Annotated in this window: 20 protein-coding genes and 2 pseudogenes; 9 read left to right on the forward strand and 13 right to left on the reverse strand. The window is 74.2% G+C overall.

The window, feature by feature from the left end:
* From AB0B76_RS49775 to AB0B76_RS49790, 4 genes are all read right to left on the reverse strand, one after another.
* A partial coding sequence (locus AB0B76_RS49775) for an aldo/keto reductase (protein ID WP_360390396.1) occupies positions 1–892 on the reverse strand: 892 nt, incomplete at its 3' end.
* Positions 889–1,644, reverse strand: a complete 756-nt coding sequence (locus tag AB0B76_RS49780) for an SDR family oxidoreductase (protein WP_360390398.1) — start codon at positions 1,642–1,644, stop codon at positions 889–891. The genes AB0B76_RS49780 and AB0B76_RS49775, both read right to left, overlap by 4 nt.
* Before the next feature lie 90 nt (positions 1,645–1,734).
* Positions 1,735–2,403 (reverse strand): siderophore-interacting protein, encoded by a 669-nt coding sequence (locus AB0B76_RS49785; RefSeq protein ID WP_360390401.1) that lies wholly within the window; start codon positions 2,401–2,403, stop codon positions 1,735–1,737.
* A 95-nt stretch (positions 2,404–2,498) separates the two neighbouring features.
* Positions 2,499–2,702, reverse strand: a complete 204-nt coding sequence (locus AB0B76_RS49790; protein ID WP_360390404.1) for a hypothetical protein — start codon at positions 2,700–2,702, stop codon at positions 2,499–2,501.
* A 168-nt stretch (positions 2,703–2,870) separates the two neighbouring features.
* Here AB0B76_RS49790 and AB0B76_RS49795 point away from each other — a divergent pair, with 168 nt between their 5' ends.
* The 6 genes from AB0B76_RS49795 (at position 2,871) to AB0B76_RS49820 (ending at position 8,461) form a co-directional block, all read left to right on the forward strand.
* Entirely contained in the window at positions 2,871–3,725 is an 855-nt protein-coding gene (locus AB0B76_RS49795) for an aldo/keto reductase (RefSeq protein WP_360390406.1), read from the forward strand.
* A gap of 83 nt (positions 3,726–3,808) precedes the next feature.
* Positions 3,809–4,162, forward strand: a complete 354-nt coding sequence (locus tag AB0B76_RS49800; RefSeq protein WP_360390409.1) for a YciI family protein — start codon at positions 3,809–3,811, stop codon at positions 4,160–4,162.
* Positions 4,163–4,171: 9 nt separating this feature from the next.
* Positions 4,172–5,407 (forward strand): RNA polymerase sigma factor, encoded by a 1,236-nt coding sequence (locus tag AB0B76_RS49805; protein ID WP_360390411.1) that lies wholly within the window; start codon positions 4,172–4,174, stop codon positions 5,405–5,407.
* 29 nt (positions 5,408–5,436) lie between these two features.
* Positions 5,437–6,327, forward strand: coding sequence for a serine/threonine-protein kinase (locus tag AB0B76_RS49810; RefSeq protein WP_360390414.1), 891 nt, complete (start codon positions 5,437–5,439; stop codon positions 6,325–6,327).
* A 21-nt stretch (positions 6,328–6,348) separates the two neighbouring features.
* A complete protein-coding gene (locus tag AB0B76_RS49815) occupies positions 6,349–7,182 on the forward strand; it encodes a class I SAM-dependent methyltransferase (protein WP_360390417.1) in 834 nt (277 codons plus the stop codon).
* A gap of 16 nt (positions 7,183–7,198) precedes the next feature.
* The gene (locus AB0B76_RS49820; protein WP_360390420.1) at positions 7,199–8,461 is read left to right on the forward strand and encodes an aldehyde dehydrogenase family protein; all 1,263 of its coding nucleotides are present in this window, start codon (positions 7,199–7,201) and stop codon (positions 8,459–8,461) included.
* Between the two features lie 72 nt (positions 8,462–8,533).
* Here AB0B76_RS49820 and AB0B76_RS49825 read toward each other — a convergent pair.
* The 4 genes and pseudogenes from AB0B76_RS49825 to AB0B76_RS49840 all read right to left on the reverse strand — a co-directional run.
* Positions 8,534–8,800 (reverse strand): annotated as a pseudogene (locus AB0B76_RS49825) (methyl-accepting chemotaxis protein); the annotation flags it as partial.
* A gap of 294 nt (positions 8,801–9,094) precedes the next feature.
* On the reverse strand, positions 9,095–9,868 hold the full coding sequence (locus AB0B76_RS49830; RefSeq protein WP_360390423.1) for a trypsin-like serine protease: 774 nt from the start codon (positions 9,866–9,868) through the stop codon (positions 9,095–9,097).
* Between the two features lie 41 nt (positions 9,869–9,909).
* Positions 9,910–11,142 (reverse strand): annotated as a pseudogene (locus AB0B76_RS49835) (right-handed parallel beta-helix repeat-containing protein); the annotation flags it as partial.
* Entirely contained in the window at positions 11,127–11,546 is a 420-nt protein-coding gene (locus AB0B76_RS49840; RefSeq protein WP_360390426.1) for a MarR family transcriptional regulator, read from the reverse strand. The gene AB0B76_RS49840 and the pseudogene AB0B76_RS49835, both read right to left, overlap by 16 nt.
* Before the next feature lie 79 nt (positions 11,547–11,625).
* On the opposite strand from AB0B76_RS49840, the gene AB0B76_RS49845 reads away from it, so the two are divergent.
* Entirely contained in the window at positions 11,626–13,413 is a 1,788-nt protein-coding gene (locus AB0B76_RS49845; RefSeq protein ID WP_360390428.1) for an ABC transporter ATP-binding protein, read from the forward strand.
* A 298-nt stretch (positions 13,414–13,711) separates the two neighbouring features.
* Positions 13,712–13,948 carry a hypothetical protein gene (locus AB0B76_RS49850; RefSeq protein ID WP_360390431.1) on the forward strand — a complete coding sequence of 79 codons (237 nt, stop codon included), beginning with the start codon at positions 13,712–13,714 and terminating at the stop codon, positions 13,946–13,948.
* Positions 13,949–13,955: 7 nt separating this feature from the next.
* Here the strand turns inward: AB0B76_RS49850 and AB0B76_RS49855 are convergent, their stop codons facing one another.
* The 4 genes from AB0B76_RS49855 to AB0B76_RS49870 form a co-directional block, all read right to left on the reverse strand.
* Complete coding sequence (locus AB0B76_RS49855) at positions 13,956–14,429, reverse strand: TspO/MBR family protein (RefSeq protein WP_360390434.1); 474 nt, start codon at positions 14,427–14,429, stop codon at positions 13,956–13,958.
* Between the two features lie 16 nt (positions 14,430–14,445).
* The gene (locus tag AB0B76_RS49860) at positions 14,446–14,715 is read right to left on the reverse strand and encodes a hypothetical protein (protein ID WP_360390437.1); all 270 of its coding nucleotides are present in this window, start codon (positions 14,713–14,715) and stop codon (positions 14,446–14,448) included.
* Complete coding sequence (locus tag AB0B76_RS49865; protein ID WP_360390440.1) at positions 14,712–14,918, reverse strand: DoxX family protein; 207 nt, start codon at positions 14,916–14,918, stop codon at positions 14,712–14,714. The genes AB0B76_RS49860 and AB0B76_RS49865 overlap by 4 nt, the downstream gene beginning before the upstream one ends.
* Before the next feature lie 66 nt (positions 14,919–14,984).
* Positions 14,985–15,782, reverse strand: coding sequence for an NAD(P)H-binding protein (locus tag AB0B76_RS49870; protein WP_360390442.1), 798 nt, complete (start codon positions 15,780–15,782; stop codon positions 14,985–14,987).
* An 80-nt stretch (positions 15,783–15,862) separates the two neighbouring features.
* On the opposite strand from AB0B76_RS49870, the gene AB0B76_RS49875 reads away from it, so the two are divergent.
* Entirely contained in the window at positions 15,863–16,327 is a 465-nt protein-coding gene (locus AB0B76_RS49875; RefSeq protein WP_360390445.1) for a MarR family transcriptional regulator, read from the forward strand.
* On the opposite strand, the gene AB0B76_RS49880 is transcribed toward AB0B76_RS49875, so the two are convergent.
* Positions 16,320–18,851, reverse strand: coding sequence for an Hsp70 family protein (locus AB0B76_RS49880; RefSeq protein WP_360390447.1), 2,532 nt, complete (start codon positions 18,849–18,851; stop codon positions 16,320–16,322). The two genes, AB0B76_RS49875 and AB0B76_RS49880, sit on opposite strands and share 8 nt — an antisense overlap.
* Between the last annotated feature and the right edge of the window lie 6 nt (positions 18,852–18,857).

Here is an 18,857-nt window from a genome sequence, read left to right on the forward strand (position 1 = left end):
TGTTGAGCACGTCCTGCCAGCCGGCCCGCAGGCCCGCGTCGAGCCCGAGCTGGTTGCTCACGGCGATGACGACGACCGCGGTCACCGCCGGGTGGCGCCCGGGGAACGAGAGCGCGGCGGCCGGCAGCGTCGTGCCGAACTCGCGACAGGCCTCGGCCAGGTCGGCCGCGCGCCGGATCAGGTCCGGGGGCGCGTCGCCGTACTCGTAGTGCAGTCCGGCCCGCGGCACGTCCTCGGCCAGCAGGCCGCTGTTGAAGACCCCGGCCGCGAGCACGGCGACGCCGGCCGCGGCACAGGCCGGCAGCAGGGTCTCGCCGGCCGGCTGTTCGAGGAGGGTGTACCGCCCGGCGACCATGACGACGTCGGGCGCGCACTCGGCCACGAGCCGCGCGAGTACACCCGCGTCCTTGGAACCGGCCCCGACGGCGCCCACCACCCCCTCGGCGCGCAGCTCGGCGAGGGCCGGGAAGCCGTGGCGCAGCGCCGCCTCCGGCGCGAACTCCGGATCGTGCAGCAGCGCCACGTCGACGCGGTCGAGGCCGAGCCGGCCCAGGCTCTCCTCCAGCGAGCGGCGCACCCCGTCGCGGCTGAAGTCCCACACCCGGCGGTGCGTGCGCGGGACCGCGAAGCCGTCGGCGAGGTCGTCGCCGCCGTCGGCGGTGGGCTCGAGGAGCCGCCCGACCTTGGTGCTCACCGTGTATTCGCCGCGCGGCCGGCCCGCGAGCGCCGCCCCGAGCCGCCGCTCCGAGAGGCCGAGGCCGTAGTGGGGCGCGGTGTCGAAGTACCGGACGCCGCAGTCCCAGGCCGCGTCGACGATGGCGCGGGCGTCGGCGTCGGAGCGCTCGCGCCAGAGGTTGCCCAGCTGGGCGCAGCCGAGGCCGAGCGCCGTCACGCCGGGGGCCTGACTCGCAGGCCGTGCATGCCGCCGTCGACGGAGAGCACGGCGCCGGTGGTCGCGCTGGCCAGCGGGCTGGCCAGGTAGGCGATGGCGTGCGCGACCTCGTCGGCCGAGACCAGCCGGCCGGTGGGCTGGCGGGCCTGCAGCGCGGCGAGCTCGGCGGCGGGGTCGGCGGCCTGGTCGAGCAGCCGCCGCACCCACGGGGTGTCGGCGGTGCCCGGGTTGACGCAGTTGACCCGGATGCCCTCGCGCACGTGGTCGGCGGCCATGGCGGCGGTAAGCGACTGCACGGCGCCCTTGGTCGCGCTGTAGAGGGCCCGGTCCGGCAGTCCCGTGTGCGCCACGATCGAGCAGGTGTTGACGATCGCGGCGTGCGCCGAGCGGCGCAGGTGCGGCAGCGCGGCGCGGGTGACCCGGACCAGGCCGACGACGTTGACGTCGTAGACGCGGTGCCACTCCTCGTCGGCGTTGGCCTCCACGGTGCCGATCGCGCCGACGCCGGCATTGTTGACGAGGATGTCGATGCCGCCGAGGTGCTCGGCCGCGGCGGCGACGCCCGCGCGCACGGCGGCGTCGTCGGTGACGTCGGCGACGAAGCCGGCGACGCCCTCCGGGATGCCGTCGGTGCGCAGGTCGAGGCCGGCCACGCGGGCGCCCAGCCCGGCGAGATGGCGGGCGGTGGCCAAGCCGATCCCGGACGCGGCCCCGGTGACGACGGCGGCGAGACCGTCGAACTCTCCAGTCACGAACTCTCCCAAACATCGGAGGATTGCTGTCTACCAGCCGGAGACTGCCCGCCGCAAGGGGTTGGCGAGGGTCTATAGATAGGATGTTCGTTACTCCATACCGCGCTTCCCCGGCGTCCAGAACGGCTTGGTCAGCACCGAGCGCCGCGGCCAGCCCCGGTCGCGGACGAGGTGCTGCCGCACGGCCTGCACGGCGCGCGCCTCCCCGGCGACATAAGCCTGCCCGGGTTCCGGCGGAAGATCCAGCAGCCGTACCGCATCGATGAGGCCGTCCCGGGGCGCCCACGTGACGTTGCCGTCGAGGGCGAGCCGGTCCGCGGGCCCGGCCTCGACCACGACCCGGCTCGCGGCGCGCTCGGCGGCCGGCAGCGCCCGCAGCATGGGGCCGAACGCGACCGACGCGGTCTCCTCGCCGACGAAGAGGTGGTAGCGCGCCGGGCGCGTCACGAAGTCGCCCTTGGGCCGGCTCAGCAGCACCTCGTCGCCGGGCTCGGCCGCGGCCATCCAGCGCGCGCCCGGGCCGTCGCCGTGCAGCAACGCCTGCAGCTCGATGGTGTCGGCCTCGCGGCTCCACACGGAGTAGGTGCGCAGTAGCGGCCCGAAGGCGCCCTTCGGACCGACGTCGACGCGCACCTGCTGGCCGGGCCGCCACTCGGCGTCACGCAGCGCGCCGGCCCGGAGGCGCAGGCGGCGGAACCGCCCGGTGATCTCGGCCTCGACGACCGCGGCGCGCACGAACAGCCTCTCCCACAGCTTCATGCCGCGGGACGCTACAGCTTATCGGCGATATATCGGAACCTTCGCCTGGTGCATTGTTGCAATGCACCGGACGAGGGTTCCGGCCATGGAAGTTGCTAGATGTCCTCGTCCAGCTGCGTGCCGCGGCGCGGGTCGCGGATGCTGCGGCCGGTCGAGTCGACGGCGCCCTCGTCCACGAGGCCGCCGCGGGCCAGCTGGTGCTCGAGGCTCTGCTTGCGCTCGGCCTCGAAGCGCGCCGCCTCGCGGGCCGCCGCCTCGGGGCTGTTCGGGTCGATTCCGGTCGGGTCATGCGCGTTCATGCTGCTCACTCCCAGTGCTCGGCGATGCGGGGACGGGCGGGTCGGGACACAGTACCCAGGGTGAACTGCGCTAATCCAGAGACGTGATGCTCCGGATTCTCACAGCACCGCCGTCGCGTGGATAGATTCGAGGCGAGAGCAATCTGCGACTCGAAGGAGACCTGACGCATGTCAGCACAGAGCAGCGCGGCGAACGCGGGCACGATCGACGTCGGCGGCGACCTGACCGTCAACCGGCTCGGCTTCGGCGCGATGCGCATCACCGGCGACGGGATCTGGGGTCCGCCCCGCGACCGCGAGGAGGCCAAGCGGGTCCTGCGCCGGGCCGTCGAGCTGGGCGTGAACTTCATCGACACTGCCGACTCCTACGGCCCCGACGTCAGCGAGGAGCTGATCGCCGAGGCGCTGCACCCCTACGCCGACGACCTGGTCATCGCCACGAAGGGCGGCCTGGTGCGGCCGGGCCCGAACAGCTGGGACGCCGACGGGCGGCCCGAGCACCTGCGCGCGGCGCTCGAGGGCAGCCTGCGCAAGCTGAAGGTCGACACGATTCCGCTGTACCAGTTCCACCGCGTCGATCCCCGCGTCCCGCTCGAGGACTCGGTCGGAGCGATCGCCGAGCTCAAGGCCGAGGGCAAGATCCGCCACATCGGCGTATCGAACTTCACCGAGGAGCAGCTGCGGGCCGCGCAGCGGATCACCCCGGTGGTGTCCATCCAGAACCGCTACAACGTCGACGACCGCGGCTCGGAGTCGCTTGTCGACCTGTGCGAGCAGGAGTCGATCGTCTTCCTGCCGTGGGCGCCGATCCAGAACCTCGACGGCAACGCCGCGATCGAGGCGGTCGCGAAGAAGTACGAGGTCACGCCCCGCCAGATCGTGCTCGCCTGGCTGCTGGCACGCTCCTCGGCGGTGCTGCCGATCCCCGGCACCGGCTCCGTCGGCCACCTCGAGGACAACATCGCGGCCGCCGGCATCGAACTGTCACCGCAAGAGGTCTCGGACATCACCCGCAACGCGTAAAAAAGAATCTCGGGCGCGATGTCGGATCCGGGCCCTCCCCTTCGAGGAGGGGATGAAGGACCTACTCGAACAAGGGAGACGACATGCGTTACGTGATGCTGCTCGAGGCGACCCACCAGCCGTCGACGCCGCCGCCCGCCGGGCTCATGGAGGCGATCATGAAGCTCGGCGAGGAGGCGACGGTGGCCGGGGCGCTGCTGGACAACGCCGGCCTGCTGCCCAGCGCGGCCGGCGCGAAGATCACCGTCACCGGCGGCGACCTGACCGTGACCGACGGCCCGTTCGCGGAGACCAAGGAGCTGATCAGCTACGCGCTGTACTCGGTGCGCTCCAAGGAGGAGGCCGTCGAGTGGTGCTCCCGGTTCATGAAGGTCCACCGCGACCTGTGGCCGGAATGGGCGGGCACCTGCCGCCTCCTGCAGGTCATGGAATTCTGAGCCGCTGAGATGCCGGACCAGCCGGACGTGAGCCGCGTGGTGGAGGCGGTCTACCGCATCGAGTCCGCCCACATCATCGGCGCCCTGGCCCGGCTGGTCCGGGACGTCGGGGTCGCCGAGGAGCTGGCCCAGGACGCGCTCGTGATCGCGCTGGAGCAGTGGCCGGCCCGGGGCGTGCCCGACGCCCCGGGCCCCTGGCTCATGGCCACGGCGAAGCACCGGGCGGTCGACTACCTGCGCCGCCAGGAGACGTACCGCCGGAAGCTGGCCGTGGTGGGCGCCGACGACGAGGTCGACGAGGAGTCGGAGATCGTCGACGCCCTGGACGACCACATCGGCGACGACACGCTGCGCCTGATCTTCACGGCCTGCCACCCGAACCTGACGACGGAGTCCCAGGTCGCGCTGACCCTGCGCATGCTCGGCGGCCTGCGCACGGACGAGATCGCGCGCGGCTTCCTGACCACGGAGGCGACGGTCTCCCAGCGCATCCTGCGAGCGAAGAAGGCCCTGCACGGCGTCGCGTTCGAGCTGCCGCCGCCGGGCGAGCTCCCGGCCCGGCTGTCGGCGGTACTGGGCACCGTCTACCTGATCTTCAACGAGGGCTACGCGGCCACCGCGGGCGACGACTGGTCCCGCCCCCAGCTGTGCGAGGAGGCCCTGCGCCTGGGCCGGGTCCTGAGCGGCCTGCTGCCGAACGCGCCGGAGGTCCACGGCCTGACCGCGCTGATGGAGCTCCAGGCCTCGCGGCTCCCGGCCCGCAACGATCACGAGGGCCGCCCGGTGCTGCTGAAGGACCAGGACCGCCTGCGCTGGGACCGCCTGCTGATCAGACGGGGCCTGGAGGCACTGGAGCGCGCCGAGCGCCTGGGCGTCCTGGGCCCGTACGGCCTGCAGGCGGCGATCGCGGCGTGCCACGCCCGGGCGACGACCTTCGAACGGACGGACTGGGGGCGCATCGCGGCCCTGTACCAGCTGCTGTCCCACGTCACGAAGTCGGCGGTGGTCGAGCTGAACCGGGCCGTCGCGGTCGGGATGTCCGAGGGCCCGGCCGCGGGGCTGGCGCTGCTCGACGAGCTCAGCGCGGCGCGGCGGCTGGTCGGGTACCCCCATCTCCCGGCCGCCCGGGGCGAGCTCCTGGAGCGCCTCGGACGCCTCGACGAGGCCCGGACGGCGTTCGCGGAGGCGGCCGCGCTGACCCGGAACGAGGCCGAACGCGAGTTGTTCCGCAACCGCGCCTTTTGAACCGCCCTCGCGGTGGGAAAGAGGACGATGTGCGGTTTCTGGGCGGACGGTACCGGCTACGACGCAAGCTGGGCGAGGGCGGGATGGCCAGCGTCTGGGCGGCGCACGACGAGGTGCTGGACCGTGAGGTGGCCGTCAAGCTGCTGACCCCCGAGCACACCGCCGACCGGGAGGCGTTCGACCGGGCCCGCAACGAGGCCCGCTCCGGGGCCCGCTTCGCCCACCCGAACGTGGTGTCGGTGTACGACTTCGGCACCTCGCGGCGCGCCGGACGGGGCACCGCGTACCTGGTCATGGAGCTGGTCGAGGGCCAGCCGCTGGACGCCGTCATGAGCGAGGGCCCGCTCGACTGGCGGGTCGCCGGGCGGGTGTGCGCCGAGATCGGGGCGGGCCTGGCCGCGGCGCACGGGCACGGCATCGTGCACCGCGACATCAAGCCGGCCAACGTGGTGCTCACCCCGGCCGGAGCCAAGATCCTCGACTTCGGCGTGGCCGCGCGCACCGGGCAGCCGGACCATCTGCCGGACGGGACGCTGCTCGGCACGCCGTCGTACCTGGCGCCGGAGCGGCTGGAGCGGGGCGCGGCGGCCCCGCCGGCCGACGTGTACGCGGTCGGGGTGCTGCTCTACCAGTGCCTGACCGGCCGCCTGCCGTGGCCGGCCGACACCGATGCGCAGGTGCTGCACGCGCACCGGCACACCCCGCCCGCGCCGCTGCCCGAGATCGCCGGGCTGCCCGAGGAGCTCGCCGAGGTCTGCACGGCGAGCCTGGACAAGCTGCCGGAGGCGCGGCCGACCAGCGTGGCGCTCGCGCTGCTCCTGTCGGCCGCGGTCGACGTGCCGGTACACGTGCCGCCCGTGCTCCGCCCGCACGCCATGTCGCCGTCGAGGCACGCGACGACCGAGGCGATATCCGTTTGACCGCCGTGTAATTGTCACGGTGTGAGCGACTATCTGGGGATCAACCGCGCCCAGTGGGACGAGCGCGCGCCGGCGCATGCGGCCTCGCGTGGGTACAACCTCCGGGGTTTCGACGATCCGGAGCACCTGAGCAACGTCGTCCGCTTCGACCGGCCCCGCCTCGGCGACGTGCGCGGCCTGCGGGCCGTGCACCTGCAGTGCCACATCGGCACCGACACGCTCTCCCTGCACCGGCTCGGCGCCCGGGTCACCGGCCTCGACTTCTCCCCCGCCTCGCTGGCCGAGGCCCGCGCCCTGGCCGAGCGCGCGGGGGCGGACATCGGCTACGTCGAGTCGGACCTCTACGGCGCCCCCGACGTGCTCGAGGCCGGCGCGTTCGACCTGGTGTACACCGGGGTCGGCGCCCTGTGCTGGCTGCCCGACGTCCGCCGGTGGGCCGGCGTCGTCGCGGCCCTGCTGCGCCCCGGCGGCCGGCTGTTCATCCGCGAGGGCCATCCCATGATGTGGTCGATCGACGAGACCCGCAAGGACGGCCTGCTCGTCGTCGGTTTCCCGTACTTCGAGACGCCGGATCCGCTCGTGTGGGACGAGGCCGAGTCCTACGTCGACACCGACGGCGCCGCGTTCCAGCACACCGTCACCCACTCGTGGAACCACGGGCTGGGCGAGATCGTGGGCGCGCTGCTCGGGGCCGGGCTCGAGCTGACCATGCTGGAGGAGCACGACAGCTGCCCCTGGGACTTCTACCCCGGCCGTACCGTCGAGGGCCCGGACGGGGAGCACCGGCTGGCCGAGGGGCGCGAGCGGTTGCCGCTTACATACACTCTTCAGGCGCGTAGACCGTCGTTCTCATAGTGTGGGAGGCCGAGCCGTGGGCGAGGAGCAGGACGTCAATCGGGTCGTGGCCGAGGCCGCCCGGGCCGCCCGGGCCGCGGCCGCCCCGCTCGCCGCGGCGCCGGCCAAGACCATCGACGAGGCGCTGCGCGGGATGGCCCGCCGCCTCGCCGCCGGCCCCGCCCCGATCCTCGAGGCGAACCGCGCCGACGTGGCCGCGGCCGAGGCCGGCGGGATGAGCGGCGGCCTGCTCGACCGGCTGCGCCTCGACGAGGCCCGCCTCGCCGGCATGGCCGAGCAGCTGAACATCCTCGCCGACGTGGAGCCCGAGCCGGCCCGGCGCACCGTCCGCGAGCTCGGCGGCGGCCTGGTGCTGCAGGAGTGGCGCCGCCCGGTCGGCGTCATCGGCGCCAACTACGAGGCCCGCCCCAACGTGACGGTGGACGTCGCCTCGCAGCTGATCAAGAGCCAGAACGGCGGGGTGCTGCGCACCGGCTCGGCCGCCCTGGCCTCGGCGACCGCCCTCATGGACGAGATCGTCGCGCCGGCCCTGGCCGAAGCCGGCCTCGACCCGGCCGCGGTGCAGCTCATCCGGGCCCGGGGCCGCGCGACCGCCGACGCCCTCGTCGCCCAGCCCGGCCTGATCCCGCTGGTGATCCTGCGCGGCAGCGGCGAGAGCACCCGCACCCTGGCCGAGAAGGCGGCGCTGCAGGGCGTGCGCACGCTGGCCCACGCCGACGGCGGGGGCGTGCTCTACATCGACGCCGCGGCCGACCTGGACAAGGCCTTCGCGCTGGTCGACGCCGGCCTCGACCGCCTCGGCGTGTGCAACCGGCTCAACCTGCTGCTCATCCACCGCTCGCGGTACGACGAGCTCGTGCCGCGGGTGAGCGCCGCCGTGGGGCCCCGGATCGCGGTCTCGGCGCCGCCGCACGCGCACGCGCTGGGCTACGAGTGGGCGCTGGACTCCGACCGCGAGGCGACCATCACCGTGGCGCCCGTCGACTCCCCGCTCGCCGCGGCGCGCCTGGCCAACGACGAGACGTCGGGGCTGGCCGCGGGCATCGTGACCGAGGACGCCGCGGCGGCCCGGGAGTTCCTCGGCGCCTACGCCGGGACCGGGGCGTTCTGGAACGCGACGACCCGGCTGCTGGACGGGTTCAAGCTGCTCAACGTGCCCGAGACGGGGATCAACATCGACCGGGTGCCGGGGCCGCGGGGGCCGGTGACGTTCCGGGACCTGTCGCTGCGGCAGTACGCGGTGGTGCCGGCCAACCGGCTGGCCGACCTCTTTCAGTAACGGAACACGGCCACCGCCCGGCGCAGGTCGCCGGCGATGTCGCCCAGCTCCTCGGCCGTGGCGGCCGTGCCCTTCGACCGCGGCCGCGATCGCCGTCTGGGCGTCGCGGATGGTCGTGATGACCTCGCCGGTCGGCTCGATCGCCTGCCCCGCGGCGGCCGAGTCGCGCTGGATGGCCTCGACGCGCTGGGCGATGTCCCCGGTGGCGCGGGCGGTCTCCTGGGCCAGGTCCTTCGCCTCGGTCGCCACGACCGCGAAGCCCTTGCCGGCGGCGCCGGCGCGGGCGCGGGCGGCCTCGATCGTGGCGTTGAGCGCCAGCAGGTTGGTCTGCTCGGCGATCTCGAGGGCGGCGCGGTCGCTCGTCTCCCCGGCCACGGGCAGCGCGATGAACTCGCTCCACGCCTGGTCCAGCCCCGTGTTCGCCGCCTGCACGTTCTGCAGCGCGGCCGCGATGTCGGCGGGCGTCATGGCGAGGGCCATGTTCGAGACCTCGGCCTGGACCGTCTTGAAAAACACCCCGACGTCGTCGAGGTCGGCGATGTCCTGGAGGTTGTCGCTGTACATCAGGCGAAGCCGGCTTCACGGCGATCGGTAGATTCCGCACCATGTCCGGCTAATCGGCCGGATGTCCGACTATGTGAGCAATGTTTCGCGGATCCAGTCGTGCAGGGGGTCCACCCGGGTGGTGGTCTCCTCCTGGTCGTGCGGGCACGAGGCCCCCGTGCTCTCCACCGAGACCAGCACCGGGGACCGGCCGGGCTCGGCGAAGTAGGGGGCGCCCGAGTCGTACTCGCACGCGCTCGTGTCGAGCGCGGGGCGGTACCCCTTCACCCCGACCGTGACCGGGGCGACCGAGGACACCCGGACCTGGCCGGTCCGCAGCTGCCGGGACGGGGCCGGGTCCGCGGCCGCGAGCTTGCCCCACCCGGTGATGCGCAGTACGGCGCCGGTCCGGGGCGCCTTCTCCGCCACGCGCAGCGGCACGACGTCGTGCACCGGCCGGTCGAGCTTGGCCAGCGCGATGTCGCCGCTCGGGGCCTGGCGCACGGAGACGACCTTCGCCACGTGGCCGGTCCGGTGCGACAGGTCCGCGCGCCCGATCGTCGCGGTGGTCTCGTACGGCACCGCCCCCGACACCGGGTTGCGCCGCGGATCGTGGAAGCAGTGCCCGGCGGTGATGATCCACCAGGGGGACAGCAGGGCCGCCGAACAGGCGCTGCCGTAGCCGGTGCCGCCGGGCTTCGGGATGCCGGTCATGGTCAGCTGTACCGCGAACCGGTACCGCCCCTCGGGCACCGGACCTCCGTTCGCGACGGCGCCGGCGGGCGTGGCGAGGCTCGTCGCGGCCGCGGCCACCACGGCGGTGAAGGCGATCGAGCGGGCCAGCCGTGACAACGGGCCCGTCACAGAGTGGCGGACATGTCGGTGAAGACCGGGTCCGTCAGCTCGCCCTCCCCCGTGATGCGCAGCGACGAGACCTGCGTCGGCGGGGTGCGGCGGTCCCAGATGCGCTGGTTGCGGATCGTCGCCGAGCGCACCCGGGCGTTCACGCAGATCCCCGCGGCCGGATGCCCTGCGGTCCCGTTGCCTCGGATGCGGTTGCTCACCAGGAACGGGTCGATCAGCTCGCCGTCGAGGCGGATGCCGTCGCCGCCGTTGTCCCAGATGTCGTTGCCGTCCAGGACCATGTCGCTGGCCGGGACCGAGATCGCGCCCGGGAGGTTGTGCTGGCGGTACCCGTGCCCGCGGTTGCGGCTGATGCGCGTCGCGCTCACGGTGTAGCCGCCCGGGGTGTTGCCGATGCTCACGCCGTCGCCCGGGTTGTCGTCCACCACGCAGCCGCTCAGCACGCCGTAGCGGCCGGCCACGTGCGTGGTGCCCTGGCCGGACACGTCGAAGCCCGCGGTGTGGTTGCCGATCATGGTGCAGCCCGAGACCAGCAGGCCGTCGGCGCCCCAGTCGGAGATGCCGTACTCGTTGTCCTCCGCGTGGCAGCCGATGATGCGGATGCCCCGCGGCGGCGTCCAGGCGGCGTCCTGGAGCTCGACGAAGATGCCGTTGGTCCCGTTGCGCCGGGTCACGCACTCGGACACGGTCAGGCGCTCGACCGGTCCCCAGCCGCCCACGCCGATGCCGATCCCCGCGCCGCCCTTCTCCCAGCCGGCGTCGAGCCGGCCGCAGTGCACCGCGATCACGCGCTCCACGGTGCAGTCCTGCAGGAAGTCGCAGCCGAAGCCGGTCGCCGGGGTGTCGTGGATGTACAGGTCGCGGAAGGAGGCGCGGACGACGTACTGCAGCCCGAGGCCCTTGGCGAGCACGTCGTACGCCGGCAGCGCGATCTGCGAGCCGTCGATCTCGAAACCGGCGAAGGTGACGTCGGCGATCGGGCGATCGGGCGCGGCGCCGTGCTGCAGGGTGGTCCAGAACGCCAGCGGCACCGGGGTGCTCGGCGCGCCCGGGTTGGACAGCACGAACCGGGTGGCGCCCGGACCGTCGCCGATCAGCGAGACGCCGGTGCGCCAGACGGTGCCGGCGTCGTGGATCGCGTAGGTCGCCGCGGGGCAGTGGATGACCTCGCCCGGCGGGCACGAGTCGACCAGCTTCTGCAGGGCCGGCTGGTCGTTGGTGACGCCGTCGCCGGTGAGGCCGTGGTCGAGCGCGTTGATCACGTGGGGTCGGATACCCGCAGGGCTCCGAGTATGCGTGCGAGCTCGGCCCGATCCCGCTCGGGCAGCGCGGCGAAGAACCGCTCGGCCTGGGCGCCGCGCTCGGCCCGGATCCGCTCGGCGGCGTCGGCGCCGGCCGGGGTCAGCCGCACCAGGGTGGCCCGACGGTCGGCCGGGTCCGGGAGCCGCTCCACCAGCCCGCGCTCCTGCAGCCCGTCGACGACCTCGGTGGTCGAGCGCGGGGCGATGCGCAGGTGGTCGGCCAGCTCGCTGAGCCGCATGGTGCCGTGCCGGACGAGCACCATGAAGGCCCGCCCCTGCCCGGGCGTGATCCCGAACGGCTGCAGGGACTCGTGGGACCGGTGCCGCAGCTGCCGGGCGACGCTCCAGAACAGCTCGGAGAGGTTCTCATCCTCCACGGGAACAAGGTACCAGGGGTTTGTGTTGTTGCCTCATAGTGAGGTACCCTCAGCATATCCCGACAGGAAGGTGTTCCCCTTGGAGCCCAATCCCCCCACCCGCGCCCGCGGGAGCCGTAAGCCCTCCGCCGCCGAGAAAGAGCAGGCCAAGCAGGTTTCGCTGGCCCGCATCGGGCGGCTCTTCACCGCGCACCGCGGCCGCCTGGCCGGCGTCGTGCTCATCATCGTGGCCTCGTCCGTGCTGGCGATGGCCTCCCCGTTTCTGCTGCGCGAGGTCATCGACCGCGCGCTGCCCGCCCGCGACACCCGCCTGCTGGTCTGGCTGGTCCTCGGCATGGTCGCCGTCGCCGCCGTGACCTCCGCGCTCGGCGTGGTCCAGACCTGGCAGTCGACGAAGGTCGGCCAGCTGGTCATGCACCGCCTGCGCGTCGACGTGTTCACGCACCTGCAGCGGCAGTCGGTCGGCTTCTTCACACGCACCCGCACCGGCGAGGTGCAGTCCCGCATCACCAACGACATCGGCGGGATGGAGGCGGTCGTCACCAACACCGCCACGTCCATCGCCTCCAACCTGACCACCGCGATCGCCACCGCCGTCGCAATGGCGGCGCTGTCCTGGCGGCTGTCCCTGGTGTCGCTCGTCGTGCTGCCGCCCGCGATCTACCTGACCCGCCGGGTCGCGAGCATGCGCCGCGAGATCACCGCCCAGCGCCAGCGCGAGCTGGCCGACCTCAACGTGACAATCGAGGAGGGCCTGTCCGTCAGCGGCGTGCGCCTGTCCAAGACGATGGGCGCCGGCGGGGCGGTCGTGCGCCGGTTCACCGAGTCGTCCGGACGGCTGATCGACCTGGAGCTGCGCTCCGAACTGGCCGGACGCTGGCGGATGGCCTCGATGAGCATCATTTTCGCGGCGATCCCGGCGATCATCTACCTCAGCGCCGGGCTGCCGATGACCGCGGGCACGCTGAGCATCGGCACGCTGGTGGCGTTCACCTCGCTGCAGGCGGGGCTGTTCCGGCCGCTCATGGGCCTGCTCGGGGTCGGCGTGCAGCTGACCAGCTCGCTGGCGCTGTTCGCGCGGATCTTCGAGTACCTCGACCTGCCCGTCGAGGTCGCCGAGCCCGCCCACCCGAAGCGGCTGCCCGCGCCCCGCGGTCACCTGCGCTTCGAGGACGTCACGTTCACCTATCCGGGCAGCGACGCGGCCGCGGTGGCGGGCGTCTCGCTCGACGTGCCGGCCGGGACGTCGCTGGCGATCGTCGGCGAGACGGGCTCGGGCAAGAGCACGATCGCCGCGCTCATCGCCCGGCTGCACGACCCGGGCGCCGGGCGGATCACCATCGACGGCGTCGACCTGCGCGACCTGCGCCTCGACGACCTCGCGGCGATCGTCGGGGTGGTGAGCCAGGAGACCTACCTGCTGCACACCACGGTCCGGGAGAACCTGCGCTACGCCAAGCCCGACGCGACCGACGCCGAGATCGAGACCGCGGCCGAGGCGGCCCGGATCCACGATCTCATCGCGTCGCTGCCGGAGGGGTACGACACCGTCGTGGGCTCGCGCGGGTACCGCTTCTCCGGAGGCGAGCAGCAGCGCATCGCGATCGCCCGGACGCTCCTGCGCGACCCGCGCATCCTGGTGCTGGACGAGGCCACGAGCGCGCTGGACAACGAGACCGAGCGGGCCGTGCAGCGTGCCTTCGACGCCCTGGCCCGCGGCCGGACCACGATCACGATCGCGCACCGGCTCTCCACCATCCGCGACGCGGACCAGATCGCGGTCCTCGACCACGGCCGGATCGTCGAGCGCGGCACGCACCACACCCTCCTCACGGCCGCCGGGGCCTACGCCACCCTGGCGGCGTGAGCGGTCCGGAGCGCAGCGGAGGGGCCGCTCACCAGGGGCACAGTGTTCTCGCGCCGGCGCCGGAGCGTGCGGAGGCGGCGGCGTGAGCGGTCCGGAGCGCAGCGGAGGGGCCGCTCACCAGGGGCACAGTGTTCTCGCGCCGGCGCCGGAGCGTGCGGAGGCGGCGGCGTGAGCGATCCGGAGCGCAGCGGAGGGGCCGCTCACCAGGGGCACAGTGTTCTCGCGCCGGCGCCGGAGCGTGCGGAGGTCCGGGAAGTCCCCGATGACGGCGGTGGCGTGGCAGGAGCATGCTTGGGGTATGGGTCGTTTCCTGGTTGGTGCCATCGCGGTCGTCGTGGGCCTCTTCGTGGTCGGCGCGATCGCCGTTTGGGTGTTCCACGCCCTGCTCAGCACGCTCGGCTACCTCATCGTCGGCGCGCTCGTGGTAGGCGGCGGCATCTGGCTGTACGGCAAGGCCAAGCGCGGTCTGGGCAGCTCCCGCAACCAGCGCCGCATCGAGGCGGGCCTGGCGACGTGGAAGCAGCGCAACCGCTGACGCCTGTTCAGGCCCCTACGGGGTTCCGGCAGGCGATCGCCGCGTTGAGCGCTGTCGCGAAGCCGGTCCAGGCCACATAGGGCGCCAGGGCGGCCCCGGCCGCCCGGTCCGCCTTCCACGCACGCCGCAGCAGGTCGAGGTTCGACGCGTTGAGCAGCGCGATCTCGGCCAGCGCGGCGCGGGGACGGCGCGCCCCGAAGAAGACCGCCGTCCAGCCCGCGTTGAGCGCCAGGTTGGCCCCGTAGGCGACGGCGAAGTCGCGCCGCTCCCGCCCCTTGCCCGCGTCCAGGGCGCGGGCGCCGGCGAAGGCGATCAGGCCGTACAGCGGCGTCCACACCAGCGGGAACGCCTGCCGCGGAGGCTGCCAGGCGGGCTTGTCGAGGCGGCGGTACCACGGGTCGCCCGGCCTCGTCGCGAGCGACCCGATCCCGGCCGCCACGGTCACGGCGGCGGTCGTCTTGAGCCATGTGGGAACGCGCATACCCGCCTGGTACCCATCACTCGCGCGGCGTCACCTCCAGTACGCGGGTCGCGGGTACGGCCGCGCCGTACCGCTCGCGCAGCGCGAGCCGGTCCGGGTCGTCCAGGAAGGCCTGCAGGCCCTCCCGCGCCGCGAAGTGGATGACCTGCACCTCCTCGCGGCCGTCGGTGAGCCGGCGCTCGAGGCTCCCGCCGTGCCGGGGCAGCAGCGCGAGCACCTCGTCCTCGTACACGGCGGAGGCCTCGGACACCAGCTCGACCAGCGCGACCAGCAGCAGTCCCGTCACCGCACCAGCCAAGCACACGCGGCCAGCGCGAGAAACCCGCCCGCCAGGCCGAACGCGGCGAGCGAGCCCACCCGCGGCACCGCGAGCCCGGCCAGCAGCCCGAACGCCCCGGCCAGCTTCAGCGTGCCGACCGGGAACGTCAGCCACGACTCGGGTACCCCGGCGCGGGTCATCCCGGGCAGGATCGGCCGGAAGTGCAGCACCGCGCAGGTGCCGAGAACAGGTTGGCCGCGGCCGTGACCAGGGCCAGCACGACGTGGGCGGACATCTCAGTAGGCGCCGCGGTGGTCGGCGGCGTACTCGGCGAAGGTGCGCGCCGGGCGGCCGAGGATCGACTCCACCCCGTTCGTCGGCCGGTGCTGCGGGCTTTCGAGGTGGCGGCGGTACCGGGCCATCAGCGCCTCGACGAACGGCGCCGGCAGCCCGCCCGCGGCCATCCCCCGGGCCGCGGCCTCCGGCGGGACCTCCTCGAACCGCAGCGGCCGGCCGAGCACGGCGCCGAGGATCGCCACCTGCTCGCCGTGGCTGAGCGACTGCGGCCCGGTGAGCTCGAGCACGCCGTCGCCGTCCCCGGTCAGCGCCCGCGCCGCGACCTCGGCGAGGTCCCGCTCGTCGACGAGCGCCTCCTGGAAGGCCCGGTAGGCGTACCGCACGACGTCCCCGCCCCGCAGCTGCGGCCCGAACGCGCGGACCGTGTTCGCCGCGAACGAGCTCGCGCGCAGGGCGACCCAGGGCAGCCCGCTGCCGGCCGCGGCCTGCTCGGCCTCCCGGTTGCGGTCGCCGGCGAAGCGCGACGGCTGGTGCTCGGCCGGCTCGTCGACGTTGATCGCGGAGAGCGCGACGACCCGGCGTACCCCGTGCTCGCGGGCGAGGGCGACGAGCCCGGCGGCCCCCTCCCCCACCGCCCGCGGGTGCAGGAACAGCGCCTCGACGCCGCCCGCGCGCAGCGCCTCCTCGGCCGTCGGGCCGGCCGAGCGGCTGACCCCCAGCACCGCGGCCCCGCGGCCCTCCAGCGCCGCGACGAGATGGCGCCCGACCAGACCGGTGGCGCCCGTGACCAGGATCATGATGGCTCCTCATTCGATATGGTGTATCCGAGACCAGTATCTTACGAGTTCCATAATATATGGATCGGGAAGTAAGTCATATGAGTTCCGTATCACCTTCGCGGCGCCGGGCGACCAACGCGATAAAGGAGTCGCTGCGCGCGCTCAGCACCCAGCTTTCGCTGCTCAACCACCGCGTCGGGGCCCGCCTGGAGGTCAAGGACGCCGACTTCGACTGCCTCGACCTGATCAACCGCCACGGTCCGCTGAGCCCGAGCGCCCTGGCCCGGCGCGCGGGCCTGCACCCGGCGACGATGACCGGCGTACTGGACCGGCTCGAACGCGGCGGCTGGGTCGTCCGCGACCGCGACCCGGAGGACCGGCGCGCCGTGGTGATCCGGGCGCGCCGCGAGCGCAACGCCGAGATCTACGCGCTCTTCGCCGGCATGAACGGCCGGATGGACGAGGTGTGCGCCGGCTACGACGACGCCGAGCTGGCCCTGCTGGCCTCGTTCCTGGAGCGGGTCACCGAGGCCGGCCGGACCGCCGCGGACGAGTTCAGCTGACGTCCCAGACCCGCACCACGCCGTCGCGGGAGCCCGTGGCGAGCCGGCCGGTCTCCCGGGGGCTGAAGGCGAGCGCGTCGATGGGGCTGTGCGCCTGCTCGAAGGTCCGGATCGTCTTGCGCGAATCGGGATCCCACAGGTGTACCGCCTGATCGTCCCCGGCCGCCGCCAGAACCGACCCGTCCCGGTCGAAGGCGACGGCGTTGATCGGCGTCTTGCCGCCGGACAGCCGCGCGGCCACCACGCCCGCCTCGCCCGTCCACAGCAGGACGCCGCCGTCGGCCCCGGCCGTGGCCAGCAGGGTGCCCGCCGGGTTGTACGCCACGGCGCGGATCGTGTCGGCGTGCGCGACCGAGGCGTCCAGGGGCTGCCGGGCGCCGTCCGCGCTGCTGTACACCGCCGGCGCCGTCGCGGCCCCGCCCAGCGCGACCTCGGTGGCGCTCCCGGCACCCGGGTTCCAGGCGACCGCCGCGACCGCGCCGGGGTTGAACGCGTCGAACTCGACGCGCTGCCGGCCGGTCGCGACCTCGTGCACGACCGCGAAGCCGGTGTCGGCCCCCAGCACGAGCAGCGTGCCGGTACGGTCGAAGGCGAGGGCGGTGAGCGAGAACGGGCGGCTGGGGATGATGCCCTCGCCGCGCTCCTTGTGGGTGGCGACCTCCCACAGGTGCACGCGCCCGTCGTCGCCGCCCGCGGCGAGCAGCTTCCCGTCGGGGCTGAACGCGACCGCGCGGGGTGCCGCCGCCGTGGTGAGGGTCGTGGCCTTTCCGGCGCCGACGTCCCACAGCCGCAGGGTCTTGTCGTCGCCGACGGCCGCGAGCAGGTCGCCGCCCGGGCTGAACGCGACGGCCCGTACGGCGCCGACGGCCCCGCGCAGCTCGGCCACGACCGGGCCGCGGAGCCAGGCCCGAACGCCGAGGATCCCGGCCACCACCGCGATCGTCACGATCGCACCGACGACGTGCCGCCGCCGCAGCCACCGCGGGGCCGGCCCGGCCGCGGGTTCGGGCGGAACCGCCCCCGGCTTCGACGGGGCGACGGACGCCGAGGCGGCCTCCACAGTGGACGCCGACGCCGCGGCGGGGGTGCTGGTGACTGCGGCAAGGGTGGGGGGCGCGGGCGCGGGAGAGGTGGGTGCGGAAGCCGCGGGCGCGGGAGAGGTGGGCGCGGGAGAGGTGGGCGCGGGAGAGGTGGGCGCGGGAGAGGTGGGCGCGGGAGCCGGGGCAGGCGCCGGCGCGGGCGCGGTGGCCGTGACGGGTGATGGGGGCGTGGGAACGGTGGGCGCGGGGATCGTGGCGGGCGCGGGGATCGTGGCGTGCGCGGGCACGGCCAGCACCGGGGTCAGGTCCTCCGTCGGCAGCGCCACCTCCCAGGTGGTGACCGGGGCCAGCAGGCTGCCCTCCGCGACCACGAGCTCCGGCTGGTCGACGATCGCCGGGGCGATGCGCAACGCGCGGTGCAGCAGCGTCGCCGCCAGGGGGATGCGCGACGAGCCGCCGACGAGGAAGACGCCGGCGATGCGTTCCGGGACCGCGCCCGCGTCGCGCAGTACGCGGACGGTCAGGGCGACCGTACGGTCCAGGTGCGGCCGGGCCGCCGCCTCGAACTCCGCGCGGGTCAGGTGTACGTCCCGCTCGAGCAGGGGCAGGTGCAGGTCGGCGGTCGCGTGCCGGGTGAGCTGCTCCTTGGTCGCGCGGGCACCGGTCCACAGCGCCCGGCGGGCCTGCTGGTCGGCCGGGGTCTGGGGCCAGTCGAGGCGCCCCCACTCGTCGGCGGCCGTCGGCGTGAGCGAGCGGGCGTGCGCGACCACGGCCGCGTCGAGGTCCAGGCCGCCGATGTCCGACAGCCCGTCGGCCGCCAGCACCTCGAACGCCCCGCGCGCGGCGTGCGGCACATCGGCGGCCGGAAGGCCCGACCAGCCGTCGCCGCCGCGTCGAAGGCCGTCGGCCGCCAGCACGTCGAATCCCCCGGCGTCCGTGCGGCGCACGACGCTCACGTCGAACGTGCCGGCCCCGAGGTCGTACACGACGACCGTCTGCCCGGGCTTGAGCTCGCGCACCGTGCCGAAGTAGGCCGCGGCCGCCACCGGCTCGGAGACCAGCCCGACCTCGCCCAGCCCGGCGCGGCGCGCGGCGTCGGCGAGCAGGCTCAGCCGGGTGCGGCCCCAGGCCGCGGGGTGGGTGAGCACGACCTCGGCGATCGGGCCGCCGGCGACCCGCCGCGCCTCGTCGCCCACGCGGCGCAGGATCGCGGCGAGGACCTCGGCGACCGGGTACTCGCGCTCGCCCAGCCACACGGTGCCGTCGTCGATGCGGCGCTTGGGGTTGGCCTCCAGGCCGGCCGGCTGGGCGGTCGCGGCCCGCTCGGCGTCGAGCCCGGTCAGCAGGTCGGGGCCGGAGCCGGCGAAGACGGCCGAGGACAGCAGCGGCGAGGCGTCGAACAGCAGCGGGCGGGTCGCGCCCGGGAACGCCAGCACGGCCACCGTGGTCGAGGTGCCCAGGTCGATGCCGAGCCGGTATGCCACCCGCAC

The organism is Dactylosporangium sp. NPDC049140 (genome assembly GCF_040648435.1).